The sequence below is a fragment of the Ruegeria sp. AH3 genome (assembly GCF_056536265.1).
This window is the reverse complement of record NZ_JBQFJL010000001.1, coordinates 2,271,661-2,296,156: the sequence shown is the minus strand read 5'-3', so window position 1 is coordinate 2,296,156 and position 24,496 is coordinate 2,271,661. Positions and strand designations below refer to the sequence as shown.

Here is a 24,496-nt window from a genome sequence, read left to right as displayed (position 1 = left end):
CTGGCGCAAAACTAGGATACCGCTAAGAGCAGAGCAACGGCTTTTGCCGCATTTGCCTTTTACTTGCGCTGTGATCTGCTAAATCCCTGAAAGACTGACGAAGGCAAGAGGGCAAGATGGCCGATCGTTTCCGTATCACTCTGGCGCAGCTGAACCCCACCGTGGGGGATATCGATGGCAATGCTGCCAAAGCCGCCGCTGCATGGGCCGAAGGGCGCGATGCGCAGGCTGATCTAGTGGCGTTGCCCGAGATGTTCATCACCGGATACAATACACAGGATCTGGTTATGAAACCGGTGTTCCATCGCGCTGCCATGGCGGCGATCGAGTCGCTGGCCGAACAATGCGCCGAAGGTCCTGCGCTGGCGATCGGCGGGCCGCGGGTCGAAGGAGGCAAGCTTTACAATGCCTACCTGATCCTCAAGGGCGGCCGGATCGTCAGCAAAGTTCTCAAGCACCATCTACCCAACGAAACTGTTTTTGATGAGGTTCGGCTGTATGATGCAGGCCCGCTGGGTGGGCCCTATGCGGTTGGTAACATCCGTATTGGCAGCCCGATCTGCGAGGACGGCTGGCATGAAGATGTGGCTGAAACGCTTGAGGAAACCGGGGCCGAGTTTCTGCTGATCCCCAACGGTTCGCCCTATTTCCGTGACAAATATGACATCCGGCTGAACCACATGGTTTCGCGCGTGGTCGAGACCGGGTTGCCTCTGATTTATCTGAACATGGTCGGCGGTCAGGATGATCAGGTGTTCGACGGCGCCACCTTCGGTTTGAACCCGGGCGGAGAGCTGGCGTTTCGTATGCCGGTCTTTGACGAGGCGGTACAACATATCGACCTGCTGCGTGGGGAGGACGGCTGGCAGATCGTGCCCGGTGATGTCGTGCCCCAACCCGACACATGGGAGCAGGACTATCGCGCGATGGTGCAGTCGCTGCGCGACTACATGGGTAAGACCGGGTTTGGGAAAGCGGTTTTGGGCTTGTCAGGCGGCGTCGACTCGGCGCTTGTGGCGGCCATCGCAGTGGACGCCATCGGGGCAGAAAATGTGCGCTGCGTGATGCTCCCTTCGGAATATACCAGCCAAAGCTCGTTGGACGATGCCGAAGCGGTCGCGCAGGCGCTGGGCGTACATTATGATTTCGTACCGATCTCACAGGGACGGGCCGCGGTGACCGAGACTCTGGCACCTCTGTTTGAAGGCCGGAACGAAGATCTGACCGAAGAGAATATCCAATCCCGGCTGCGCGGGCTGCTGCTGATGGCGATCTCGAACAAGTTTGGTGAGATGCTGCTGACCACTGGCAATAAATCCGAGGTCGCGGTGGGGTATGCCACGATTTATGGCGACATGAATGGGGGCTACAATCCGATCAAGGATCTGTACAAAACCCGCGTGTTCGAAACCTGCCGCTGGCGCAACGCCAATCACCGCGATTGGATGATGGGGCCTGACGGCGAGGTCATTCGCCCTTCGGTCATCGACAAGCCACCGAGCGCTGAGTTGCGCGAGGACCAGAAGGACAGCGACAGCTTGCCGGACTACCCCATTTTGGATGCAATACTGGACATTCTGGTGGATCAGGATGGCTCGGTCGCGGATTGCGTGGCTGCTGGGTTTGACGAGGCCGAGGCGCGGCGGGTGGAACATCTGATTTACATCAGTGAATACAAGCGCTTTCAATCTGCGCCGGGCACCCGGCTGACGCCAAGGGCCTTCTGGCTAGATCGCCGCTATCCAATCGTGAATCGTTGGCGCGACAGGAAGTAACGCTGCTCACTCTCTCATCGTTTACGATTTTTTTGCAATCGAGCTTCTGAAGTTGGATTGTTTATCTATTTCAGCCTCTTGGCCAGATTTTCCCGGTGTTTTCCTTGCCTTGTGGTCCATTTTTTGCCACATTTATGACGGGGGTTCGCCTTATGTTGGGCGAGCGTGACGCAATCCGGTGGCTAAGCCTGCCTTACAAGGCCCAACGTCGGATTTGCTGAACTGGGGTAGGGCATCCGTGTGTTGGATGTCAGTAAAAGTATTGGTGGTCAAAATGACTTATGGTTACGACAAACCGCTTCACGCGCCGACGCAACTGAAAACGATGGAGTCGCCGCCGCGTGAGCTGAATGAAGAGGCGCTGGATGCCTCAATCGCGGACATCCTGAGACAGGAAGCGCCTGCACTGACAACGGAAAAGCAACCTGCGCGTGCAGAGTTTCCAGTGTTGCGACCGCAGGAACCTTCGTTCGTGCGGCCTGAGCCGGGCTTCGCCTCTGCGCTGCGCCAGAAATGGGCGCAACTGTCCGGCGCAGCCTGAGCAAGCAAGGAATAAGTGCAGCAGTTTGAGTTGCGCTTTGGCCGAATGGCCACAGGTCAGTGGAAACCCTCGTGGTTGCGTGGGTTCCGCATTGTCAGCGCGGTGGTTATCGGGCTGGATACCGCTTCGATGACCCAATTCCGAGCGACTGATGCCTGGCCCCACTCCGACGCCTGTCGAGTCTGATCTCATCCTTCCGAAACGCGTAGATGTCGTCGTCATAGGCGGCGGAATAATCGGTGCGTCGACCGCGCTTGAACTGGCTGAACGGGGCGTGTCCGTTCTACTCTGCGAGAAAGGTCGGATCGCGGGCGAACAGAGCTCACGCAATTGGGGGTGGGTGCGGCTTGGAATGCGCGACCCGCGCGAGATTCCCTTGATGACGCAAGCCATCCACATCTGGCAGGGCTTGGATGAGCGGACCGGGCGCGAGACGGGCTATGTCCAATCCGGCATTCTGTTCGGCGCTTCGGGAGCCAGAAGTGAAGGCAACCTGATCCGTTGGTTGAAGAATGTCGAGGGGATGCAAACCGGTGGTCACATGGTATCGGGGCCTGAACTGGAGGACCTGCTGCCTGACAACACCCTGAACCTGCGTGCAGCGCTCTATATGCCACAGGATGGACGGGCCGAACCTCAATGGGCTGCTTCGGCTATCGTCGAAGCCGCGCGGGATCGAGGCGCTGCGGTCATGACGAATTGTGCGGTGCGCAGCGTCGATATGCAGGCGGGACGAATATCGGGGGTTTTTACAGAACGGGGTCGAGTGGCCTGCAGCCATGTCGTTCTGGCAGGTGGCGCGTGGTCGCGCCTGTTTGCCGGAAATGCGGGGATTGAGCTGCCGCAGTTGAAGGTGATGAACACCGTGATGCGCTCGTCTCCGACGGATGCCGGACCTGAAGCTGCGTTTTGGAGCGATGAGTTTGCAATTCGCAAGCGATCAGATGGTGGTTATTCGATTGCATCGGGCCATGAGAACACGGTCGACATCGTTCCCGACAGCTTTCGGTTGGCCCGGCAGTTTCTACCTGCCTTCCGTCAGGAATGGCGTTCACTGCGCTTTCGTCTGTCCCAGCGATGGCTGACTGAGATGCGACAGGACCGCAAATGGTTGCCGACCGATGTGACTCCGTTTGAGCATTGCCGGGTTTTGGATCCCGAGCCGTCGCAGAAGGTATTGCGGCGCGCCTGGGCGCAGGCACGCAATGCTCTGCCCGCGCTGGATGCTGTCGAGGTCGTGCAAAGCTGGGCCGGAATGATTGATGTTACACCAGATGCGGTCCCGGTTATCTCGGGCGTCGAGCGCGTGCCGGGTCTGTACATCGCAACCGGATTCTCGGGCCATGGGTTTGGCATCGGCCCCGGCGCAGGTCGCCTCGTGGCCGATCTAGTAATGCAGACCGCGCCATGTGTTGATCCGGCCGCCTTTCGCCTGTCCCGTTTCACGGACGGTTCAAAGGTGCGGCCGGACCCAGGATATTAAGGTCTTAACCCATCATCTGATAGCTGACAGGGACAAAGCGGAATCCGTCGCCGCGGGTCTCGACGAAACCGGCAGCAGGGAAGGGCATGTGATAGCCGATCATTGGTACCTTGTCCGCGGCCAGCATGCCCAGAACATTGCGCCGCGACTGCGTGGCGGCCGCTTTGTCCATATCAAAGCGCACTTCCCATTCAGGGTGTGCGAAGGACCAGACGTAGTGATTTGCAAGGTCGGCTGTCAGAACAAGACGCTGGCCGTTGCTTTCCAGATGATAGACCATGTGCCCCGGCGTATGCCCAAACGCCGCGACCCCTGTGATACCCGATGCAACCTCGCCACCGTCACCGATGAAGGTCATCTTTTCGGCCAGTGGCGTGACTTTGGCTGCAACCAGATCGCCGACCCGGTTGCCCGCGTCCTGTGCCGCCCAGAAATCATACTCGGGCGCAGCGGTCACATAGCGCGCGTTGGCGAAGGTCGCAGCGTCATTGGTGGTCATGCCGCCAATATGATCGGGATGCATGTGGGTAATGACAACCACATCAATCTGATCAGGCGTCACGCCCGCATCCGCCAACGCGGCCTGAATGCCACCTTGTCCAAGGCCGGTATCGAACAGAACCAGCTCGGACCCTGTGTTGACCAGCGTGGGCGTAAAGAAGAACTGCGCAACGTCCGGGGAAATAAAGTTCTCGGCCGAGACATTTGCAAATTCTTCATCAGACGCCCCGCCGCCGAAAATCTCTTGGGCGCCGTCGCGGGGCAGGCTGCCGTCTAGCAATGTGGTGACGGTGAAATCGCCCAGCGTAAAGGATTTGGCGATGGTTGAGTTGGCTTTGGTTTCGGTCCCGGCGGCCAAGAGCGGGGTTGCAGCTGCGGCAAACGGCAAAGCAGCTGCGGAACCCAGTGCAGCACGGCGTGTGAGTTTGATGGTCATTTTTGTTCTCCCTGTCAGAACACCAATAGATGAGTTAGGTCGGCGTGAGTCTCTTGCCAGTATATATCGAGATGACATGGGCTGCGGGGATGAACATTGCGTGTTAAATTTTGTTTATGCCGCGATCTGAGAACAAGACAGTCCCCACCCGCGAAAGCGTCCAAGCGTTTCTGTCATCCGTACAACCGGCGACGAAGGCCGAAGATGCACGAACGCTGAACAGGTTATTCCGCGAAACGACCGGGTTCGAGCCGGTGATGTGGGGGCCGTCGATTGTGGGTTATGGCCGTTATCACTATCGCTACAAATCCGGGCGCGAGGGGGAATTTCTGGCCACCGGCTTTTCCCCACGTAAGGCGGCGCTGTCGATCTATATCATGCCCGGCTATACGGATTTCAGGGATATCCTGCGCCGGTTGGGCAAGCACAAGCTGGGCAAATCGTGCCTCTATGTGAACAAGCTGGCGGATATCGATCTGGATGTTCTGGGCGAGCTGATCTGCGCCGGTCTGAAAGACCTTGAACGGCACTGGCCGGTCCAGCCGACCTGAACGCCTCTACTGGACAATTCGCCAATCCTGTGACAAGAGCCGCGCCAACAGGAGACACCCATGACCACCACCCGTTTTGCCCCGTCGCCCACAGGTTACATCCATGTGGGCAACCTGCGCACCGCGCTGATGAACTATCTGATTGCCCGCAAGGCAGGTGGTACGTTCATTCTGCGTATCGACGATACCGACCCCGAACGGTCGAAGGAAGAATACGTTGATGCGATCAAGCAGGATCTGGACTGGCTGGGCCTGCACTGGGATCGGGTGGAGCGCCAATCTGAACGACTGGATCGCTATGCTGAAGCTGCCGACAAGCTGCGTGAAATGGGACGCTTCTATGAAGCGTTCGAAACGCCGACTGAGCTTGACCTGAAGCGCAAGAAGCAGCTGAACATGGGCAAGCCACCGGTTTATGACCGCGCGGCGCTGAACCTTTCGGATGCCGAGAAAGAAACCATGCGTGCCGAGCGCGGCAATGGTGTCTGGCGCTTCAAGCTGGATCACGAGCGGATCGAGTGGAAAGACGGTATTCTGGGTGACATCTCGATCGATGCGGCCTCGGTTTCCGACCCGGTGCTGATCCGTGGCGATGGTCAGGTCCTCTATACAATTGCGTCCGTGGTCGATGACACCGAAATGGGTGTGACCGATGTTGTGCGCGGCTCGGACCATGTGACCAACACGGCGACGCAGATTCAGATCATCGAAGCGCTGGGCGGTGCTTGCCCGCGTTTCGCACACCACTCGCTGCTGACCGGTCCGCAGGGTGAGGCGCTGTCGAAACGCCTGGGTACGCTGGCCTTGCGTGACCTGCGTGAGCAGGGCGTTCAGCCGATGGCGCTGCTGAGCCTGATGGCGCGCCTGGGTTCGTCCGATCCGGTCGAGCTGCGGTCTGACATGGCCGAATTGATCGAGGGCTTCGACTTAAACCGTTTTGGCGCAGCTCCGACCAAATTCGACGTGCAGGATTTGTTTCCGCTGACAGCGAAACATCTGCAGTCGCTGCCGCTGACCGATGTGGCAGAGGCTGTTGCGGATGCGGGCGTGCCGGCAGAATTGGCCGAGCCGTTCTGGCAGATGGCGCGCGAGAACATTACCACTCTGACCGATCTGAAGGGCTGGTGGGAGCTCTGCCGTGATGGGGCCGAGCCGCTGATTGCCGATGAGGATCGCGCGTTTATCACCGAGGCTATCGCTCTGCTTCCAGAAGGCCCGTTTGACGGCGAGACTTGGGGTGTTTGGACCAAAGCTGTGAAAGAGGCCACCGGCCGCAAAGGCAAAGGTCTGTTTATGCCGCTGCGCAAGGCACTGACGGGTATGGAGCGTGGGCCGGAAATGGCGGCACTGCTGCCGTTGTTGCAAGTCATCCGGGCGCGCGGGTAACAACGCGCCTTATGGCGGGGTGTTTCGAAAAAAGTATATTTGAACTAATGGAGGGGTGGGCCGGTGCGCCTGCCCCTTTGTTATGCTGGGTCTACGATCCTGCTGCCTAAACGGGTCAGGTGTTCGTCAACGAAACCGGTCTCGTCCGAATTCAGTTGTTGATGGCGCGGGTAACGGGGCGCGGCACGGTCGTTCAGGATCGGAGCGTCCCAGCCGTCGGTTGTTTTAAAGAAGCGGTCCGCGCCTTCGGGCCCGAATGCACGCAGATAACCCTGAACGACCACGTCGATATAGCTTAACAACAAGGGGTGTTGATCTGTTGGTTCGGTGTGCTTGCCTTTCGGGACGGCATAGACCGCGATCTCGACCGCGTGTTTCAGGGGGTGTGTAACGGCGTGCGTTGCGGTGATGCGATCATAAGCCCATTCGCGCTCGTCTAACGCGACCCAGTCATTTCGGGGAACGTGGGCGATCATTCCATCGATCTCTGAGGCCGGGTCAGGGACTGCCGTTAGAAAGGCGACGGGGCGCAGATCCGTATGCCGCCACGCGCGACGCCAACCTTTCAGCTGTGCCGGTCGCGGGTTGGGAAAGTCGTGTGTCGAGAGGTTCACCAGACTGCCATAGCCAAAGAAATAGGGATCTGCCATGCGGGCCACGTCCTTCGGTGATGATTGATGTATGTCAAACAATCTTTTTACGAGACATGCAATAAGGCTGCATCTTGAAATTTGGGAGGTCATGATGCGGATCACCAAAAGGACGAACATAGCGGTGCGCCTGCTGATGTATTGCGCCGCCCATCAGGATCGGCTGGTAACGAAGGCCGAGATCGCCGAGGTGTGCAATATCTCGGAAAACCATCTGGCGCAGGTAATCAACCAGCTGAGCCAGCTGGAGTATCTGAGCACGCAGCGGGGTCGTAACGGAGGCATGTCGCTTGCGCGGCCCGCGGATCAGATCCGGATCGGATCGGTCTTTCGTCACGTCGAAGGCGGTCTTCCGATTGCCGAGTGTTTTGCGGATGCCGACAATACTTGCCCGCTGACCGATGCTTGCCGGTTGCGGCTGGCGCTGCAGGATGCGGCTGAGGTGTTTTACGCCTCGCTGGACGAAATCACTCTGGACGCTTTGGTCTGTGACAACGACCAGTTGCTGAAGATTCTGCAGCCCGTGGCCTGTGTGCGCTGAGATCAGTCGCTGGCCCGCAGGATACGAGCGGGCCGGACCGAGAGCGGGCGCAAGGCAAAAGCCACGCCAGCGCCCAGCGTCACGCCGATGCCCGCGAGGACAATGCCGAGCGCGGATGGCCAGATGATCGTGAATCCGGTGTCGAAGATATAGGTCGCAACGGCCCAACCGCCCAGGATTCCTGTCAGCAGCGCGACACAGCCCGCCGCCGCCCCTAGCAGAATCGCGCGCAGGGCGAAGCTGCGTAGGATGCGGCCCCGATTGGCACCGAGCGTTTTCAGAATTGCAGCCTCATACCGCCGCGCGGGCTCACCCGCCGCTGCTGCGCCGATCAGGACGAGAAACCCGGTCAGCAAGGATATGCCCGCACCATAGGACGTCGCCGCGGCGAGCCCCGCCAACAGACCGGATACGCGGTCGATGGCGTCGCGCACGCGAACTGCGGTGATATTGGGGTACTGCCCCGCGAGATCGCGCAGGATGGCGGCTTCGGCCTGTTCCTCGGCATAAACCGTCGCGATGAAACTGTGGGGAGCACCGGCAAGGGCCGATGGGTTTATCGACATGATGAAGCCGATGCCGGCAGTTGAGAAATCAACCTCTCGCAAAGACGTAAGTTCGGCGGTGATGTCGCGGCCGAGGATATTAACCGTCAGTTCGTCGCCCAGTTTCAGGCCCATCTCGGCGGCTTCTTCGGCGGCAAAACTGACCTGCGGTCGGCCTGTGTAGTCCTCGGGCCACCACGTGCCTTCGGTGATCCTTGCATTTTGTGGCGGCAGATTTGAATAGGTGACGCCTCGGTCGCCTTCCAGAACCCAGTGATCCCCCGCGACCTCGCGGGCGGGCCTGCCATTGATTCGGGTAATGATCCCGCGCAGCATTGGGGCGCTTTCGATACGGCTTACGGCGGGATCGGTTTCCAGCCGCTCGGTAAAGCCCGGCATCTGGTCCTTTTGAATGTCGACGAAGAAATAGGACGGAGCCACATCCGGCAGGTTACCCGAGATGGCGTTGCGCAGGGTTCCATCGATCTGACCCACCGCCGCCAAGACCGAAAGGCCGAGGCCCAGAGACAGCACCACCGAGGATGCGCCCTCACGCGGGTCGGAAATTGCCGACAGAGCCCACCGCAGGGACGGGCGACCTCGGGCCCAGGGCGTACCCATCCGCGCCAGTCTGCGGATCAGGAAGGCCGAGAGTGCCAGAAGTGCAAGTGCGCCGGCCAACCCGCCGCTAGTCCAGAGCGTCAGCCAGGTTGAGCCGCTGAGCCACGAGGCTGCACCGATCAACAGGGCCAGCCCGATTGCCGTTGCGACGACATAGACCAGACGGGGTAGGCTGCGGGTCGTTGACAACGCATCGCGGAACAGGGTCGCAGCGCGCACCTCTTCGGTTCGGGCCAGCGGCCAGAGCGTGAACAGGAAGGCTGTCAGCACCCCATAAAGCGCGGCCTCGGCCAATGGTTGGAGGTAAAGCGAGAAGACGGCAGGGACGGGCAGGCGGGCTTCGATGATGGGGGCGATCAGCAACGGGATCGCTCCACCGATAATGAGGCCCAGGAGGATGCCTATACCCGATAGGACTCCGATCTGGATCATATAGGTCTGGAAAATCGTTGCCCGATCCGCACCGAGTGTGCGCAGCGTGGCGATGGTTTCCGTTTTCTGGGCCAGATAGGCACGTACGGCCGCGGACACGCCGATCCCTCCGACGGCCAAGCCAGAGAGGCCGACGAGCACCAGAAAGGCACTCAGGCGGCCAACGAACTCGGATATACCCGGCGCGCCGTTGCGCGCATCGGTCCATCGCATACCAGTGCCGTCGAAGGTTTGTCCTGCCTCGGTTGCCAGAGCTTCCAATTCGGCGCCCCGCGGTAGATCGAGCCGATACTTGGTGGAAAACAAAGTGCCCGGCGCGAGCAGGCCCGAGGCTTGCAGATCCTGCGTGCGCACCAAGGTGCGTGGCCCCAAGGTGAACCCATCCGCAGCACCATCAGGTTCATGTTCCAGCGACGCCATCAGGACAAAAGACTGGGTTCCAAGGGCGAACTGATCGCCAATTGATAGGCCCAACCGGTCGATCAAAGATGGGTCCATCACGGCCCCTGGCAGACCATCAGCCCCTTTGAATGCGTCGGGCAGGGGCAACTCTGGCAGCAATTGAACCGTACCCACCAGCGGGTAGGCAGTATCCACCGACTTCACCTGCGTCAGGCCACGCTGTATTTCGCCCCCGTTTTCCGTGACAGCCATGGACCGGAAATCAACGACCTCCGAGACCGCCTGCGCAGTCTGTTCCATCCACGCGCGTTCCTGGTCATCAGCAAAGCGATAGGTGAATTCCAGTTGGGCATCACCACCCAGCAGCGCGGCCCCTTCCTGCGTCAGGCCGGTCTGAATCGCCTGCCGGACCGAGCCTACGGCAGCAATTGCCGCAACCCCAAGCGCGAGGCAGGCGAGAAACACCCGAAACCCGCGCAACCCACCGCGCAGCTCGCGACGTGCCAGCCGCCCGGCCATGCGCAGGCTCATTCGGCGGCCTCGCGCTGTGTGTCCTTTGCGATCCGGCCATCCCGCAAACGTATGACGCGGTCGCATTTCTGAGCCAAGCTGTGGCTGTGTGTGACCAGTATCAGGGTTGCACCGTGGCGATCGCGCAACCCGAACAACAGGTCAATGATCGCAGCCCCATTGGTTTCGTCCAGATTGCCGGTGGGCTCGTCCGCCAGCAGGATTTGCGGGCGCGGGGCCGCTGCACGGGCCAGAGCGACGCGCTGTTGCTCACCGCCGGACAATTGCGCCGGATAATGGTCCCGGCGATGTGAGAGGCCTACGGCGTCCAATTCGGCCTCCGCGCGCGAAAACGCATCTTTGTGGCCTGTCAGTTCCAATGGCGTGGCCACATTCTCCAACGCTGTCATCGTCGGGATCAGGTGGAAGTTCTGAAACACAACCCCCATCGCATCGCGCCGAAACCGGGCCAGAGCGTCTTCGTTCATCGTACTTAGATCATGACCCAGTGCGCTGACGCGGCCCGACGAGGCCTGTTCCAACCCGCCCATCAACATCAGCAGCGAGGATTTGCCCGACCCGGACGGGCCGACCAGCCCCAGCGTTTCGCCCTTGTTTACGGTCAAAGAGATGTCATGCAGGATATCCACCCGTCCGGCATTGCCATCCAGCGATAAAGCGGCATCTTGGAGGGAGAGAACAGGTGTCGTCATCAATCAGCCCAGTTAGGGGAGTACGGTTCATTGGGATATGGCGCGAAACAGAAAATGCGCAAGACTTTGATGGCCGCAGCGTTGATCTGTTGCGGTTTTGCAGCGACGGCCCAGCCGGTCGTGATAGCCGCGTTGGGGGATTCTCTGACGCAGGGCTATGGCTTGCCTGAACAGGATGGTTTTGTTCCGCAGCTGCAACGTTGGTTGGAGGATCAGGGAGCGCAGGTTCAGTTGATCAACGCAGGTGTCTCCGGTGATACCACCGCCGGGGGCGCGGCACGCGTCGACTGGACTCTGACACCAGACGTGGACGGGATGATCGTAGCGCTTGGCGGCAATGATCTGTTGCGCGGGATCGATCCGGACGTCTCGCGCGCCAATCTTCAGGCCATCTTGAGCGCAGCTGAAGCTTCAGAGGTTGAGGTATTGATGATCGGCATGCAGGCCCCGGGCAACTACGGGGCCGACTATAAACAACGTTTCGACAGCATGTATCCGGAACTGGCACAACAATTTGACGCGCTTTATGCCGAGAGCTTCTTTGAGGGTCTGACGGCCTCGGGTGATCCGGCAGCGGCGCGTCAGTATATGCAAGCCGATGGGATTCATCCCAACGCGCAGGGCGTGTCCTTGATAGTAGAAGCGCTAGGGCCCGAGGTGCTGGTGCTGGCTGAGGAGGCCGCTAAATAGGAGGTTTCCGATGCCCGGACGGTTCTTTTTGACACGACCGACGTCGCAGATCGCAGATGATCTGGGAATTCCGGGCAGCATCCCCGAACAACCAGCGCGCCAAAATATCCAGCCGGGAGAGGAGGTGGTTGTTCTGACCGGTACCGGGCTGACCCTCATGCGCTGGGGCATGATCCCGGTTGGCCGGGTGAATGCGCGAGGGCGTCCGGTGATGGAGACGATCATCAACGCGCGCTCCGAGACCGTCTTCGACAAAAGCGCTTTCGAAGGCGTCGGGCGTGCGGTTATTCCTGTTGACGGTTGGTATGAGTGGACCGGAGAGAAGCGGCGCAAAACCGCTTGGCGCATCTCGGCCAAGGATGGATCACCCTTGCTGTTTGCTGCGATCACCGACGTCTGGCAGGCACCCGGAGGGCTGTGCGTTGATCAGGTTGCTGCGGTGACGTGCGAGCCGAATGCGGACGTGAAGCCCATCCATCATCGGATGGGCGTGTTACTAGACCGCGATGGTGTTGAGCTTTGGTTGAACGGAACAGAAGAAGAGGCCCAAAACCTCGCCAGTCCGTGGCCTGACGGATGGCTGCGTATCGAGCAAGCCGACGATGTGGATTGGTCGGCCCCCTAGACCACTGTCACCACGGTTCCGATCGGCACCCGGTTATAAAGGTCGATCACATGCTCATTCAGCATTCGGATACAACCGTTTGAAACGGCATGGCCGATGGTCTGCGGCTGCGTGGTGCCGTGGATACGGAAATATGTATCGACCCCGTTCTGGAACAGATAGAGCGCTCGTGCGCCCAGAGGATTGTCTCCACCACCGGGCTGGACATAGTCGTTGTCCTTGAATTTGGCGTAAGTGACCGGGTCGCGCTCGATCATCTCGTCGGTTGGTCGCCAAGTCGGCCATTCTTTCTTGACGTCGATGGTGGCCGAACCCGTAAACTCGAGACCGGCTTTGCCAACGCCGCACCCGTAGCGGACAGCCTTGCGGGGTTCGGTCACGTAATAAAGGTAGAATGACCGCGGTGCGACCAGCAGCTGACCTGGCTGAAACTGCTTCTTAATGCGCACAAACTGCGGTGTCGGGTCGTATTCGACCGCTTTCTTGGCACTGGCTGTGCCGGGCAGCAGGCAGACAGCTGTCCCAGCCACAAAAGCGCGGCGAGTAAACATATTGCGTCCCTTCCAAAGACCAATGAACTTTTGATCCTAGTCTTGAAAGGATAGCCGATTTGGTCAATCGGCGGGGATGTATAACTGAAATGTGATGTATTCTGCGGGCCACACATTAGTCGTGACCAAGGAAGAGGGCGGAGAGAAAGCTCCGCCCTTTGAACGGCTTAGGCCAGTTCGATATTATCCGCGCTTTCGCGGCCATCACGGCCTGCGCGCAGCTCGTAAGTGACTTTCTGGTTGTCGGCCAGGCCCGTCAGGCCCGAGCGTTCGACAGCTGAGATGTGCACGAACACATCTTTGCCGCCCTCTTCGGGTGCGATGAAGCCGAAGCCTTTGGTGGTGTTGAACCATTTTACGGTACCTGTAGGCATATCCGTTGTCTCCTGTTTTGGTGCTGCCCACGGAGTTGCGGCAGCCTGGCGTCGTCGGTCTGGATCGAATGACTGAGCGCCCATGAAGGAGACAGTAGGTCGAAATAGAAAAACGTTAGCGTTGTGGATATGGCATTGAGACGAACGCGTGGCAAGAGAGGAGTGTTCTGGTCGTGACGCCGTTTGGGAGATCGTTATCCGAATTGCGCAAGAATTCTCCGAGAGTTTGGGCGTCCGCATGTGCCTACATTCATTGCGCACGGCATCGGGACGCCAGCCGCACAAACAAGCGGTTGAACCTGTTTGCACCCCCTCCTATCGTGCGCGTGTAACAAAACCAATCAGGACGATAACATGACCGAGCAAATGCCACATCCCATGTCTCCGCAGGATTGCCTTGTGGCGATCATGGTTGCGGTGTCCGCTTCGGATGAAACCATTCGCACCGCTGAACTGGTCAAGATCGAAACCGCTGTCAACATGCTGCCGGTCTTTGCCGACTACGATATCGATCGCACCCGCCGCGTATCGCAAATCGTGTTTGATCTGTTTGAGCAAGAGGATGGGTTGGACGCCCTTTTCGGTTTGGTTCGTGAAAACCTGCCTGAACGTCTGAATGAGACCGCCTATGCGCTGGCCTGCGATGTGGCTGCCGCCGATGGTTCATTGGCTGAGACCGAGCTGCGCCTTCTGGAAGAAATCCGCTATGAGCTGAGCATCGATCGCCTGCATGCCGCCGCCATCGAGCGCGGGGCGCGTGCACGGCATACCATCTAGCTGCCGTAAAGCGAGCCCCAACGCTCCAACAACGCCCGCTGCAATTTGCGTGATTTCCGGTTCCAAGGGCGCGCGCCTTCGGGTCTTTCGCGATTTGCGCGCGGGATTTTGGCGCGATGGGCGACATCTGCGGTGAAAATGGCAAAGGCGAGTTCTATGCCATCTGTTGTAGTCAGATAGCCACCAAGACCTGAGACGAAGTTCAGCGTTCCAGTCTTTGCATCCACCCGGACCGGATGGTTCTTGACCGGTCGTCCGTTCTGGTCGGTCAAGGCAAATGGTTTTAGCAACGGTCTCAGCTGATCAGAGCTGCCCGCCGTCGTCAATATCTTGGTCAATGCCACAGGCTCCATGCGCGACGCATCCCCGAGCCCCGAATGATCCACCATCGCAATTCCGTTCGCGCCAAACCGCTCGGTCGCCCAGCGGTTCATCTCTGCCGCTGACTCTGCGAGGTTCTCAGGTCTTATCCCACGCGCCTTTGTGGCCGCCATACCGACCATGTCGGCGGTGATATTGGTCGAGTATTTCAACATACCCTTTAAAATACTCTGCAGCGGGTCGCTTTGATGGATCACCAAAGGCACCCCCTGCGGGGCTTGTTGGGTTACCTGTACCCGGCCCAGAACAATCCCGTTCACGCGCGCCAGCGTTCGGAACACATCGCCGGCATAAAGCGCAGGCTTGCGCACTGGCAACCACCGCGCGCCCCCATTGCCCAACGCGCCTTTGGCCACGGTCCACCGATCCTGTCTTGCACTGGGCTGATAGGTGTAAATAGGAAGACTACGGCTTTCGATCCGCATCGTGGCCATATCGACCGAAGGCGTGTATTTTGTGCTACGGGCGTCCATGGTCACGCCATAGCCATCGCTTTCGCGCTTCCATTCGAAATGCACCCGGTTGAAATTCAAAGAAATTCCACTGATTGCCGGGCTGTAGCCCAGATGATCGGGCTGCCCCGGTTCAATGCTGAAAACATAAGGCAGCGTTCCGTCATAGACCTTGAACGCGCCGCGCACCTCGGTAATCCCGGCCTTGCGCAGATTGGCCGCCATTGTGGCCAGCGCATCTGTGTCTAGCAGCGGATCACCGCCTCCGGCGAGGATCAGATCGCCCTTCAGGATTCCGTTTTCGATCGGACCATCCGCGATCAGAGTTGTTTCGAACCGAAACTCAGGACCCAGAACATCCAAGGCATAAAGCGCGGTCAGAGCTTTGGCGACGCTGGCAGGTGGCAAGCTTGCGCCTTCGCCGAATACCTCCAATGGCGTTCCGGTTTTTACATCGGAAACGGCAAAGACAACTTCGCCCCGCAGCCCTGCGGCCTTTACAAGCCGCTCGGAGGCGCTCGCCAACGGTCCGCGCAGTTGAGGGCGCAGAGACACCAAAGGCGCCTCGGCAAGGCCCGTGCCCGGAACCAGAGACGCCCCCAATCCACTCAGAAACAAACGACGCGAAATACGATCAACCATGGGTCTATTAGAATCCCAGAGCTTAAATATAGACAATCACTTGATTAAGATTATGCGCTGACTGGAGTCATTCGGGCAACACCCCATCGCCCCAGATGCCGCGATTGCGAAGATCAGTTGAACTGACGTCAACCATCGGCACGTTCACGAAACACCAGGCCGGAGCCTCGGCCCGGCCCAGCAAATGCCGCGCCTGCCCGTCGATGCGGTATCTGGCATAGAGCCGCGCCGCCGGGGACATCCGCGCCGAAATCCGATCCCCCGGTCGCGCCACGACGCCAACGGGAATGCTATCCATGATCAGCCGCCAGTCTTTCCACTTGTGAAACTGCGCCAGATTATCCGCGCCCATCAGCCAGACAAACCGGACCTGCGGATAAAGCCGTCGCAGCGCCACTATAGTATCCGCCGTTGCCCGTGTGCCCGTGAACGTCTCGATATCCGTGATCTCGACCCTTGGGTGCTGCATCACTGCACGCGCGGCCTTCATCCGCTGTGCCAGAGGCGCCGGTCCGTGTGTTTTCAAGGGATTGCCCGGAGACACCAGCCACCACACCCGGTCCAGCCCGAACGCCTTCAAAGCCTCGCGTGTGACATGAACATGACCGCGATGGGGCGGATCAAAAGATCCGCCGAACAGCCCGATCACTTGTCCGGGCCGCGCATATGGAATGTGGTATCGCTCCATCCCTCGCTGATGTTCAGAACTGGGGGGCGTTGTCAATCAACAGGTTGCACCGCATCGCCCAGCTTTACGCGCCCGGGCCGGATAACTTCAGCGCACCAACCCCCATGCCCGCGCACGGCAGAGTAGCCACCTGCACCCAACGCCTCCTCCATCCGGCTGCAGGGCGCACAGATTACGGTAAAGCGCAGAATGGCATCACCAACCTGCACCTCACGCCCCTTGAGCGCTGCCAGATTGATCCCAGACACCACCAGATTGCGCCGCAAGATGTCAGGCGGAATCGATCCTCGCCCCAGATACAACCCAATCGCCCTCAGATGCTCTTGCTGGATCAAAGTCACCGCCCGCTTGCCCGCGCTGCTACGGTCGCCGTCGAGGCCAGAGACGGAAATGTTAGCTGTATCCTCTGCAACCATCTCCAGTCGCCGTTTGGGTCGCAAGCCAATCCATTCAATACGACCCGGCTGCGCCCAGCCCGCGATCAACTCTGCCAGTTCAGACAATCCAGTCCCTCCTATCGGTTGAAGCTCTTTAGCCCATGCAAGCACGGTGCAAAATTCACAAAACCACCAGCTTGCCCCGCTCGCCCGCCTCAGATATCCAGCGTTTCAACCCAATTTCACTGACCCAGAGGACGCGACATGGCCGCCTATCAATATGTCTATCACATGCAGGGTGTCTCCAAGACCTATCCCGGTGGCAAGAAGTGCTTTGAAAACATCCACCTGAGCTTTCTGCCCGGTGTGAAAATCGGTGTCGTCGGCGTCAACGGCGCAGGTAAATCGACTCTGATGAAGATCATGGCGGGCCTCGACACCGATTTCACGGGTGAGGCATGGGCCGCCGAAGGTGCCAAGGTCGGCTATCTGCCGCAGGAACCGCAATTGGATGAATCCCTCACCGTCCGCGAAAACGTCATGCTGGGCGTCGCCGCAAAAAAGGCCAAGGTCGACCGGTTCAACGAGATTGCCATGGAGATCGCCGAGAACTACTCGGACGATCTGATGGAGGAAATGACCACCCTGCAGGACGCGATCGACGCGGAAAACCTCTGGGACCTCGACAGCCAGATCGACGTCTCGATGGAGGCGCTGCGCTGCCCCGCCGACGACGCCAACATCGCCAACCTCTCGGGTGGTGAGAAACGCCGCGTGGCGCTCTGCAAACTGCTGCTGCAGGCGCCCGACATGCTGCTGCTCGACGAACCGACCAACCATCTGGACGCCGAGACCATCGCCTGGCTGCAACAGCACCTGATCGACTACAAGGGCACCATCCTGATCGTCACCCACGACCGTTACTTCCTGGATGACATCACCGGCTGGATTCTGGAACTCGACCGCGGCCGCGGCATTCCCTACGAGGGCAACTATTCCGCATGGCTGGAACAAAAAGCCAAACGGCTGGAGCAGGAAGCCCGCGAGGACAAGTCCAAGCAGAAAACCCTGCAGCGCGAATTGGAATGGATGCGTCAGGGTCAGAAGGCCCGTCAGGCCAAATCCAAGGCCCGGATCAACGCCTATAACGAACTGGCCGAACAGTCCGAACGCGAAAAACTGACCCGTGCCCAGATCGTCATCCCCAACGGCCAGCGCCTTGGCGGCAAGGTGATCGAGGTCGAGGGCCTGTCGAAGCATATGGGCGACAAGCAACTGATCGAAGGGCTGGATTTTGCCCTGCCCCCCGGCGGCATCGTCGGCGTCATCGGCCCCAACGGTGCGGGTAAATCGACCCTGTTCAAAATGCTCACAGGTCAGGAACAGCCCGACGCAGGCACCATCACGCTGGGCGATACCGTTGAACTGTCCTATGTCGACCAGTCCCGCGACGACCTGAAAGACAACGACACCGTGTGGGAGGCGATCACCGGCGGCGCCGAGATCATCCAGCTGGGCGACGCGCAGGTCAATTCCCGCGCCTATTGCTCGTCCTTCAACTTCAAGGGCGGCGACCAGCAGAAGAAGGTCTCGTTGCTGTCAGGTGGTGAACGCAACCGCGTCCACATGGCCCGCCTGCTGAAAGAGGGCGGCAACGTCCTGCTGCTCGACGAACCGACCAACGACCTCGACGTTGAAACACTGCGTGCGCTGGAAGACGCGCTGGTCGATTTCGCCGGCTGCGCCGTCGTCATCTCACACGACCGCTTCTTCCTAGACCGGATTTGTACGCATATTCTGGCCTTTGAGGGCGATGCCCACGTGGAGTGGTTCGAGGGCAACTTCGAGGATTACGAAGAGGACAAGAAGCGCCGTCTGGGACCGGACGCGCTGGAGCCCAAGCGGTTGAAGCATAAGAAGTTCGCGCGGTAAAGGTTCCGGTTCTTATTGAACAGCAAGAGCTCCAGATATCGAATTTAAGACGACGGTGAACTCAGCTATTTTCCAAGTTAGCTGATTTACCAATCTTCTTGATTCCTCATTTGCCGCGTCGTTCGGGCCAAATTTTTGAGCTTCGAGTTGAATCATAAGCTGAGCTATTTGATTGCAGCTTGATGCAGCGTAATCTGCCAGATCCTTCACGGTGGTAATTTCAACCCCCTGCCGCTGGATCATCCTTAATGTGTTTTGAGCTATGAGGCCTTGATCAATCAAAACGCTTTCGAGCTCTTCCTGAGGTAAACTCGTATATAGTTCACGAGCTGTTTCAAGACTGCCAACAACATCAGAAAAAGAACCAACATCGCTTATCGATATCTCACCACCTTCAGCTTGGGAGAAAGTCGAAAATACAATCGAAAAAGCAGACATAGTAATCTCAGAGGCAGAGCTGAACTGAAGCACTGTATCCTCTGAAATGTTGTCATTCGTTTGAGGTTGAAACAACCAAGCAAACGAAACATTTGGAAGCAATAATACCAGAACAATAGCGATCTTCTTTAGCATATCAGCAGTCTTTCAATATTTTGACGAAGTCTTCCGGATAGCTGCTAGCCTCTAACATGGGCATAGCCATTTCATTAAATGAAGGGATCAAGTACACAGCGCACATGTCTTCCTTGGCGCGCTTCCACACTGAACTATCGATAAGACCGTTGTCATAGAAAACGTACTGCTCTGACAAAAAGCTCAGTGTTTTGCGGACAAGGGTCCGGTATTTTATCTCAGCTTGGTCTACTCCGAAAACTCTAGCTGCGATTTCCGGATTATCAGCCAAGTCTTGAGAGAGATCTCTCCCACTATTAAGTAGATTAGATATCGCCTGCGCTTGCACGGCGTTTCTAGTCAATTTGAATTGCCAGAAACTCAGCCCTAGGGCTACAACCGCCAAAATTGCCGCCGCAGAGCTTATTTCATCTTTGTAAGTCTTCAAAAAACAAGCCATTACACTACCAATGAACCACATTCTTAAAATACAAATCAGGATAGAAATTTACGATTTTTTTGCAAGCTTTTTGACCCTGTTCCAGTTAAGCCAGACCGTTTGATAGCAAGCGGATGATGGGATTACACTCCATCACTCACTCGAAGAACATACCCGAACAGCCGCACCATCTTTTCCCGCGCACCAAACCATATCCAACTCCATCCTCTCAGATGATAGGGTGAAACCCCATCCTACGGCTCTCCGAACGTGCCATCGGTGACCACACCACGCCACGCCGGATCAACCCGGCCTGCGCGAATATCGCGATGGATTGACGAATACGCCCAATCGGTCAGAGGCTTCGCCAACCACTCAACTCCCAAAAATGCCCGTGCTTTGTTGACTCATGCTGCACCGGCACAATAGGAGGGGTCGGTCGGCTGCATAGGGCGGCGGGCTGATTTCTTCCGATGGAGCTGAACTACTATGTCTGAACTGCGTGAAACCGCGATGACGTCCAAGGCGTGGCCGTTTGAAGAGGCGCGTCGGTTGCTCAAACGCTATCAGAAAGGTGCTCCGGAGAAGGGGTTTGTGCTGTTCGAGACAGGCTATGGCCCCTCGGGCCTGCCGCATATCGGAACCTTTGGTGAGGTGGCGCGGACCACGATGGTCAAGCGCGCGTTTGATGCGCTGTCGGACATCCCGACCAAGCTGATCTGTTTCTCGGACGATCTGGACGGGATGCGCAAGGTGCCCAGCAACGTGCCGAACCCGGAGATTCTCGAGCAGCATTTGCAGCGCCCATTGACCTCGGTGCCTGATCCGTTCGGCGAATATGACAGCTTTGGCGCGTATAACAACGCGATGCTGCGGCGGTTCCTCGATACCTTTGGGTTCGAATACGAGTTCTACTCGGCCAAGGAATTCTACGAATCCGGTCAGTTTGATGAAGTGCTCAAGCTTGCGGTTGAACGCTATGACGAGATCATGGCGATCATGCTCAAAAGCCTGCGGGAAGAGCGCCAGCAAACCTATTCGATCTTCCTGCCACTGCATCCTGAAAGCGGGCGGGTGATGTATGTGCCGATGAAAAAGGTCTGTGCCGAGACATATACCGTGACCTTCGATGATGAGACGGGCAAGGAATGGACTGTTCCAGTCACCGGCGGCAATGTGAAGCTGCAGTGGAAGCCGGATTTCGGCGCGCGCTGGGCAGCTTTGGGCGTCGATTTCGAGATGTACGGCAAGGAACATGCCACCAACGAGAAAATCTATGACTCGATCTGTAGGGCACTTGGCGGTCGCGCGCCCGAGCATTTTAGCTATGAGCTGTTTCTGGACGAGAATGGGCAGAAGATTTCCAAGTCGTCGGGGAATGGTGTGTCGATTGACGAATGGCTGACCTATGCGCCGACCGAGTCGTTGGCCTATTTCATGTACCAGAAGCCCAAGACAGCAAAGCGGATGCATTTCGATGTGATCCCGAAAGCCTATGATGAGTATCATCAGCAGTTGCGGGCCTATCCGGGGCAGGACCTGAAAGCGCAGTTGAACAATCCGGTGTGGCATATCCACGGCGGAGAAGTTCCTGAATCAACGCTGATGGTGCCTTTCGCCATGTTGCTGAACCTCGCGTCCGTGTCGGGGGCTGAGGACAAAGAGGCGCTGTGGGGCTTCATCCGTCGTTATGCGCAGGAGGCTACGGCCGAAACGCATCCCGATCTGGATCAGGCGGCGGGCTTTGCGGTGCGCTACTTCAACGATTTTGTCAAACCGACGCGCCAGCATCGTGCGCCGACGGATCAGGAGCGGGATGCGCTGGAGGCGTTGAAGGCAGCCCTAGAAGCTTATGATGGACCGATGGAAGATGAGGCACTGCAATCGGTGGTCTATGCCATCGGGCGCGAGCGGTTTGATCCGATGCGCGGCTGGTTCACAGCGCTTTATGAAGTGCTGCTGGGCGCGTCGCAGGGGCCTCGGTTCGGTGGGTTCATCGCGCTTTATGGTGTGCCGGAAACCATTGCTCTGATCGACAAGGCATTGGCCGGAGAACTGGTCTGATTTGACCTGACCTCGTGTGGGGCTACCCTTGGTTCAGGAGGTGGCCCCATGCGTCGACTATTGCTTGCTGTATCTCTGAGTGCCGGGCTGGCCTCGGGCGCTTTTGCGCAAAACGCCGAGATCGAGGCAAATATCTCGGCGCAGATACAGGCCTTCAAGGCGGATGATTTCGCCACCGCTTTCACCTTTGCCAGCCCCAATATCCAACGCCTGTTCGGGTCGCCCGAGAATTTCGGTATCATGGTGCGGCGCGGCTATCCAATGGTCTGGCGCCCGACAGATGTAAGGTTTCTGGAGCTGCGCGAGATCAATGGTGCCTTATGGCAGAAGGTTATGGTGGTGGACCGAGATGGTCGTGTCCATATCCTCGATTACCAAATGATCCGGCAAGAAAACGGCTGGAAGATCAATGGTGTGCAATTGTTGGGCAACTCCGATCCGGCGGCGTGATGCAACACCACCGTCACGGTGATATGAGCTGCGATTAATTCCTTTTCGATACCAAGACCTCCGCGCTCGGGGAATGTCCTGAGCTTTGGGTTTTGGCGCGCGATGGCGCGATTGGGAAAGGGATTTTCATGAACAAGGCTATCACCGACGGTATCGTGTTTATGCCGCCAGCATTCGCGGATGGTCTGGGAGTATGGTCCAGCGGCGACGGCACGCCTGGCGCGCCGACCTATGAGGGGTCGGGTACGGGTGTGTTTGTGCCAGCGGATGCGGATTTCGCAGGCTGTCTGGAGATCTACAAAACTGAGGCCACGCAGCAACTGCGCTATATGGGTCAGACGCAGCTGTTGCCGGGCTGCTATTTGCAGATCAAGGCACGGGTGAAGGCGATCAGTGGACCTCTGCCGGAAGTGCGGATAGCGGGTTGGGCCGGGGGTGCCGGGGATACGCATGTGAGCGGTTTGGTCGAGCAGGGCCCGGCGACACAATTGACCGGCTATGGCACGGTGCATGAGATCACGGCGATCGTGGGCGTTGGTCAGCGGCCGGGTGTAGACATGCCTTGGGGTCCTGCGGCGTTTTATGGTCATTTCGGGCTGAATGTCGACGGCACCAACGGAGCCGTGGTGCGGGTTGACGATCTTGAGATTGTCGACATTACGAGCGCGTTCCTGCGTGACATGATCGGCGTTGTCGATGTACGTGACTTTGGCGCTGTAGGTGATGGTTCCACCGATGACTCGGAGGCGTTCGAGGCGGCGGATCAGGCTGCGAACGGGCGCAAGATTTATGTGCCACAGGGAACGTTCCTGCTCGACGAGAATACCTCTATCGGCTCCGAGATCGAGTTCGACGGCACGGTGACGATGCCCGATGACAAGATGCTTCTGCTGACCAAGAACTACGATCTGCCCACCTATATCTCAGCCTTTGGGGATGAGATGCTGGCCTTCAAAAAAGCGTTTCAGGCATTGCTGAATAGTTCTGACCATGAATCGCTCGACCTGGGTGGGCGCAAGATAGCGGTGACCGAGCCCATTAACATGGCTGCCGCCGTACCCAACCGAACCGGCTACGCCACCCGTCGGGTGGTGCGCAACGGTCAGTTCGACGTCAAAAGCAGTGCAGCCTGGGATACCGAGAGTTTTGAGTCGGTCGCAACCTATGATCCGAGCGATTCCCGCAAACTCACCAATGTGGCCAATATCGCAAACATCCCTGTGGGTTCATTGGTCACCGGCAGTGGGGTGGGGCGCGAGATTTATGTGCGTTCCAAAGATGACAGCGCTGGTGAAATCACGTTGAACGAACCGATCTATGATGCAGCTGGGACGCAGAACTTTACCTTTACGGCATTCAAATATCTGTTGGACTTTAGCGGTTTCAGCGCATTGCAGAAGTTCAACATGGAAGGGATCGAGTTCCAGTGCAACGGTCGTTGCAGCGCGATCCGTCTGTCGCCTGGGGGTAACACCTTTGTGCTGAAGGATTGCTTTATCAGCCGTCCCAAGGATCGCGGCATTACCTCAATCGGGCAAGGCTGTCAGGGGATGTTGATCGACGGGTGTCAGTTCCTATCGACCGAAGAGAGTTTGGACGTGGCGGATCGCAGCTCAATCGCGCTGAACACCAATGCCAATGACGTCAAGCTGCGCCATAACCGGGCAACGCGGTTCCACCACTTTGCGGTTTTGGGCGGTGACAACAATCTGGTGCTGGGTAACCACTTTTTCCAGGGTGACAGCGTGCCCAACGGTATCCGCAACGCGGGGCTTGTGCTGATAGGAGGGTACAACAGCTCTTCGGTTGCCGAGAACTATGTCGACAACTGCTTCATCGAATGGACCAATGAACGGGATCCGAACCCTGATTACAGCACTGGTTATTCCTTCAGCGCGTTGAGCGTCACAGACAATATCTTCTATGCCAGCAATGTCGCGCCTTGGTTTAGCTACTTCGTGATCCGTCCTTATGGATCGGGGCATTTTCTGAATGGTCTGACGTTGACTGGCAACAAGTTCCGGGTCGCCAATGTGGATATTGACCGGGCAGAGCGCGTGGATACCAGTTTTGCCAACCTCAACCCAGAGCGGCATACAAATGTCAGCTTTGAAAACAACACGTTCCATGGGATCAGCACGCCTTGTTCCAACCCGCTACGCGTTCGTCACTCGCAAAGTTCGACCTCATCGGCCTGGACGGTCAGCTCGCAGGGGCGGTTGCCGTTTGGTGGTCGCGCGCGCGGGTGCGACGCGGTGGTGGCCGTCAGCTCGCTGAGATCGGTCTTTAACTCAGTGCGCTACACGGCACCGTATGTCGAGCTGAAGCAGGGATCGAGCCAAAACAATATCCGCCTACGTTGGTCTGAGGCATTAAGAGGCACAGTCTCGGCCATTCTGCGGATCGATACCTGAC

General features: G+C 58.1%; 24 protein-coding genes. 13 read left to right on the top strand and 11 right to left on the bottom strand.

The genetic code is table 11. The features are described 5' to 3' along the window. Positions 1–116 precede the first annotated feature (116 nt). The 3 genes from ACR3EM_RS11580 (at position 117) to ACR3EM_RS11570 (ending at position 3,799) form a co-directional block, all read left to right on the top strand. Positions 117–1,775: an NAD+ synthase gene (locus ACR3EM_RS11580; RefSeq protein WP_480470841.1), complete on the top strand. Its 1,659-nt coding sequence runs from the start codon at positions 117–119 to the stop codon at positions 1,773–1,775. 274 nt (positions 1,776–2,049) lie between these two features. Further along, entirely contained in the window at positions 2,050–2,316 is a 267-nt protein-coding gene (locus ACR3EM_RS11575) for a hypothetical protein (RefSeq protein WP_480470840.1), read from the top strand. A gap of 151 nt (positions 2,317–2,467) precedes the next feature. Then, the gene (locus ACR3EM_RS11570) at positions 2,468–3,799 is read left to right on the top strand and encodes an NAD(P)/FAD-dependent oxidoreductase (RefSeq protein ID WP_480470839.1); all 1,332 of its coding nucleotides are present in this window, start codon (positions 2,468–2,470) and stop codon (positions 3,797–3,799) included. A gap of 4 nt (positions 3,800–3,803) precedes the next feature. Here ACR3EM_RS11570 and ACR3EM_RS11565 read toward each other — a convergent pair whose 3' ends face one another. After that, on the bottom strand, positions 3,804–4,736 hold the full coding sequence (locus ACR3EM_RS11565; RefSeq protein ID WP_480470838.1) for an MBL fold metallo-hydrolase: 933 nt from the start codon (positions 4,734–4,736) through the stop codon (positions 3,804–3,806). A gap of 116 nt (positions 4,737–4,852) precedes the next feature. On the opposite strand from ACR3EM_RS11565, the gene ACR3EM_RS11560 reads away from it, so the two are divergent. Both ACR3EM_RS11560 and gltX read left to right on the top strand, forming a co-directional pair. Continuing rightward, the gene (locus ACR3EM_RS11560) at positions 4,853–5,287 is read left to right on the top strand and encodes a DUF1801 domain-containing protein (protein ID WP_480470837.1); all 435 of its coding nucleotides are present in this window, start codon (positions 4,853–4,855) and stop codon (positions 5,285–5,287) included. 60 nt (positions 5,288–5,347) lie between these two features. After that, positions 5,348–6,673: a glutamate--tRNA ligase gene (gene gltX, locus ACR3EM_RS11555; RefSeq protein ID WP_480470836.1), complete on the top strand. Its 1,326-nt coding sequence runs from the start codon at positions 5,348–5,350 to the stop codon at positions 6,671–6,673. A gap of 80 nt (positions 6,674–6,753) precedes the next feature. Here gltX and ACR3EM_RS11550 read toward each other — a convergent pair whose 3' ends face one another. After that, positions 6,754–7,323, bottom strand: coding sequence for a gamma-glutamylcyclotransferase family protein (locus ACR3EM_RS11550; RefSeq protein ID WP_480470835.1), 570 nt, complete (start codon positions 7,321–7,323; stop codon positions 6,754–6,756). 94 nt (positions 7,324–7,417) lie between these two features. On the opposite strand from ACR3EM_RS11550, the gene ACR3EM_RS11545 reads away from it, so the two are divergent. Beyond that, positions 7,418–7,864, top strand: coding sequence for an RrF2 family transcriptional regulator (locus ACR3EM_RS11545; protein WP_480470834.1), 447 nt, complete (start codon positions 7,418–7,420; stop codon positions 7,862–7,864). 2 nt (positions 7,865–7,866) lie between these two features. Here the strand turns inward: ACR3EM_RS11545 and ACR3EM_RS11540 are convergent, their stop codons facing one another. Then, positions 7,867–10,395 (bottom strand): ABC transporter permease, encoded by a 2,529-nt coding sequence (locus tag ACR3EM_RS11540; RefSeq protein ID WP_480470833.1) that lies wholly within the window; start codon positions 10,393–10,395, stop codon positions 7,867–7,869. Then, positions 10,392–11,087 (bottom strand): ABC transporter ATP-binding protein, encoded by a 696-nt coding sequence (locus ACR3EM_RS11535; RefSeq protein ID WP_480470832.1) that lies wholly within the window; start codon positions 11,085–11,087, stop codon positions 10,392–10,394. The genes ACR3EM_RS11540 and ACR3EM_RS11535 overlap by 4 nt, the downstream gene beginning before the upstream one ends. Positions 11,088–11,141: 54 nt before the next feature. On the opposite strand from ACR3EM_RS11535, the gene ACR3EM_RS11530 reads away from it, so the two are divergent. Continuing rightward, positions 11,142–11,777 carry an arylesterase gene (locus ACR3EM_RS11530; RefSeq protein ID WP_480470831.1) on the top strand — a complete coding sequence of 212 codons (636 nt, stop codon included), beginning with the start codon at positions 11,142–11,144 and terminating at the stop codon, positions 11,775–11,777. Positions 11,778–11,787: 10 nt separating this feature from the next. Then, the gene (locus ACR3EM_RS11525; RefSeq protein ID WP_480470830.1) at positions 11,788–12,402 is read left to right on the top strand and encodes an SOS response-associated peptidase; all 615 of its coding nucleotides are present in this window, start codon (positions 11,788–11,790) and stop codon (positions 12,400–12,402) included. Here the strand turns inward: ACR3EM_RS11525 and ACR3EM_RS11520 are convergent. Both ACR3EM_RS11520 and ACR3EM_RS11515 read right to left on the bottom strand, forming a co-directional pair. After that, positions 12,399–12,953, bottom strand: coding sequence for a L,D-transpeptidase (locus ACR3EM_RS11520; protein ID WP_480470829.1), 555 nt, complete (start codon positions 12,951–12,953; stop codon positions 12,399–12,401). The two genes, ACR3EM_RS11525 and ACR3EM_RS11520, sit on opposite strands and share 4 nt — an antisense overlap. A gap of 167 nt (positions 12,954–13,120) precedes the next feature. Next, on the bottom strand, positions 13,121–13,327 hold the full coding sequence (locus tag ACR3EM_RS11515) for a cold-shock protein (RefSeq protein ID WP_480470828.1): 207 nt from the start codon (positions 13,325–13,327) through the stop codon (positions 13,121–13,123). 354 nt (positions 13,328–13,681) lie between these two features. On the opposite strand from ACR3EM_RS11515, the gene ACR3EM_RS11510 reads away from it, so the two are divergent. Then, positions 13,682–14,104, top strand: a complete 423-nt coding sequence (locus ACR3EM_RS11510) for a tellurite resistance TerB family protein (RefSeq protein ID WP_480470827.1) — start codon at positions 13,682–13,684, stop codon at positions 14,102–14,104. Here the strand turns inward: ACR3EM_RS11510 and dacB are convergent. The 3 genes from dacB to ACR3EM_RS11495 form a co-directional block, all read right to left on the bottom strand. Next, a complete protein-coding gene (gene dacB, locus ACR3EM_RS11505; RefSeq protein WP_480470826.1) occupies positions 14,101–15,579 on the bottom strand; it encodes a D-alanyl-D-alanine carboxypeptidase/D-alanyl-D-alanine endopeptidase in 1,479 nt (492 codons plus the stop codon). The genes ACR3EM_RS11510 and dacB overlap by 4 nt on opposite strands. A gap of 67 nt (positions 15,580–15,646) precedes the next feature. Continuing rightward, on the bottom strand, positions 15,647–16,267 hold the full coding sequence (locus ACR3EM_RS11500; RefSeq protein ID WP_480470825.1) for a nicotinate-nucleotide adenylyltransferase: 621 nt from the start codon (positions 16,265–16,267) through the stop codon (positions 15,647–15,649). 32 nt (positions 16,268–16,299) lie between these two features. Beyond that, positions 16,300–16,770 carry an MOSC domain-containing protein gene (locus tag ACR3EM_RS11495; protein ID WP_480470824.1) on the bottom strand — a complete coding sequence of 157 codons (471 nt, stop codon included), beginning with the start codon at positions 16,768–16,770 and terminating at the stop codon, positions 16,300–16,302. 138 nt (positions 16,771–16,908) lie between these two features. Between ACR3EM_RS11495 and ettA the strand changes: the two genes are divergently transcribed. Then, on the top strand, positions 16,909–18,576 hold the full coding sequence (gene ettA / locus ACR3EM_RS11490) for an energy-dependent translational throttle protein EttA (protein ID WP_480470823.1): 1,668 nt from the start codon (positions 16,909–16,911) through the stop codon (positions 18,574–18,576). Between the two features lie 12 nt (positions 18,577–18,588). Here ettA and ACR3EM_RS11485 read toward each other — a convergent pair whose 3' ends face one another. Then, positions 18,589–19,149 (bottom strand): hypothetical protein, encoded by a 561-nt coding sequence (locus tag ACR3EM_RS11485; protein ID WP_480470822.1) that lies wholly within the window; start codon positions 19,147–19,149, stop codon positions 18,589–18,591. 1 nt (position 19,150) lies between these two features. Beyond that, complete coding sequence (locus ACR3EM_RS11480) at positions 19,151–19,588, bottom strand: hypothetical protein (protein WP_480470821.1); 438 nt, start codon at positions 19,586–19,588, stop codon at positions 19,151–19,153. Between the two features lie 468 nt (positions 19,589–20,056). On the opposite strand from ACR3EM_RS11480, the gene ACR3EM_RS11475 reads away from it, so the two are divergent. From ACR3EM_RS11475 to ACR3EM_RS11465, 3 genes are all read left to right on the top strand, one after another. After that, complete coding sequence (locus ACR3EM_RS11475) at positions 20,057–21,631, top strand: lysine--tRNA ligase (protein ID WP_480470820.1); 1,575 nt, start codon at positions 20,057–20,059, stop codon at positions 21,629–21,631. Between the two features lie 48 nt (positions 21,632–21,679). Further along, a complete protein-coding gene (locus ACR3EM_RS11470; protein ID WP_480470819.1) occupies positions 21,680–22,081 on the top strand; it encodes a DUF4864 domain-containing protein in 402 nt (133 codons plus the stop codon). A gap of 128 nt (positions 22,082–22,209) precedes the next feature. Further along, positions 22,210–24,495: a glycosyl hydrolase family 28-related protein gene (locus tag ACR3EM_RS11465; RefSeq protein ID WP_480470818.1), complete on the top strand. Its 2,286-nt coding sequence runs from the start codon at positions 22,210–22,212 to the stop codon at positions 24,493–24,495. Position 24,496 lies beyond the last annotated feature (1 nt).

Coding starts and splice junctions, on each gene's coding strand:
- ACR3EM_RS11565 (WP_480470838.1), bottom strand. CDS start 4,736: ATGACCATCAAACTCACACGCCGTGCTGCACTGGGTTCCGCAGCTGCT.
- ACR3EM_RS11525 (WP_480470830.1), top strand. CDS start 11,788: ATGCCCGGACGGTTCTTTTTGACACGACCGACGTCGCAGATCGCAGAT.
- ACR3EM_RS11535 (WP_480470832.1), bottom strand. CDS start 11,087: ATGACGACACCTGTTCTCTCCCTCCAAGATGCCGCTTTATCGCTGGAT.
- ACR3EM_RS11575 (WP_480470840.1), top strand. CDS start 2,050: ATGACTTATGGTTACGACAAACCGCTTCACGCGCCGACGCAACTGAAA.
- ACR3EM_RS11500 (WP_480470825.1), bottom strand. CDS start 16,267: ATGGAGCGATACCACATTCCATATGCGCGGCCCGGACAAGTGATCGGG.
- ACR3EM_RS11550 (WP_480470835.1), bottom strand. CDS start 7,323: ATGGCAGATCCCTATTTCTTTGGCTATGGCAGTCTGGTGAACCTCTCG.
- gltX (WP_480470836.1), top strand. CDS start 5,348: ATGACCACCACCCGTTTTGCCCCGTCGCCCACAGGTTACATCCATGTG.
- ACR3EM_RS11570 (WP_480470839.1), top strand. CDS start 2,468: ATGCCTGGCCCCACTCCGACGCCTGTCGAGTCTGATCTCATCCTTCCG.
- ACR3EM_RS11515 (WP_480470828.1), bottom strand. CDS start 13,327: ATGCCTACAGGTACCGTAAAATGGTTCAACACCACCAAAGGCTTCGGC.
- ACR3EM_RS11545 (WP_480470834.1), top strand. CDS start 7,418: ATGCGGATCACCAAAAGGACGAACATAGCGGTGCGCCTGCTGATGTAT.
- ACR3EM_RS11475 (WP_480470820.1), top strand. CDS start 20,057: ATGTCTGAACTGCGTGAAACCGCGATGACGTCCAAGGCGTGGCCGTTT.
- ACR3EM_RS11510 (WP_480470827.1), top strand. CDS start 13,682: ATGACCGAGCAAATGCCACATCCCATGTCTCCGCAGGATTGCCTTGTG.
- ACR3EM_RS11580 (WP_480470841.1), top strand. CDS start 117: ATGGCCGATCGTTTCCGTATCACTCTGGCGCAGCTGAACCCCACCGTG.
- ACR3EM_RS11465 (WP_480470818.1), top strand. CDS start 22,210: ATGAACAAGGCTATCACCGACGGTATCGTGTTTATGCCGCCAGCATTC.
- ACR3EM_RS11560 (WP_480470837.1), top strand. CDS start 4,853: ATGCCGCGATCTGAGAACAAGACAGTCCCCACCCGCGAAAGCGTCCAA.
- ettA (WP_480470823.1), top strand. CDS start 16,909: ATGGCCGCCTATCAATATGTCTATCACATGCAGGGTGTCTCCAAGACC.
- ACR3EM_RS11480 (WP_480470821.1), bottom strand. CDS start 19,588: ATGGCTTGTTTTTTGAAGACTTACAAAGATGAAATAAGCTCTGCGGCG.
- ACR3EM_RS11470 (WP_480470819.1), top strand. CDS start 21,680: ATGCGTCGACTATTGCTTGCTGTATCTCTGAGTGCCGGGCTGGCCTCG.
- ACR3EM_RS11520 (WP_480470829.1), bottom strand. CDS start 12,953: ATGTTTACTCGCCGCGCTTTTGTGGCTGGGACAGCTGTCTGCCTGCTG.
- ACR3EM_RS11540 (WP_480470833.1), bottom strand. CDS start 10,395: ATGAGCCTGCGCATGGCCGGGCGGCTGGCACGTCGCGAGCTGCGCGGT.
- dacB (WP_480470826.1), bottom strand. CDS start 15,579: ATGGTTGATCGTATTTCGCGTCGTTTGTTTCTGAGTGGATTGGGGGCG.
- ACR3EM_RS11485 (WP_480470822.1), bottom strand. CDS start 19,149: ATGCTAAAGAAGATCGCTATTGTTCTGGTATTATTGCTTCCAAATGTT.
- ACR3EM_RS11530 (WP_480470831.1), top strand. CDS start 11,142: ATGCGCAAGACTTTGATGGCCGCAGCGTTGATCTGTTGCGGTTTTGCA.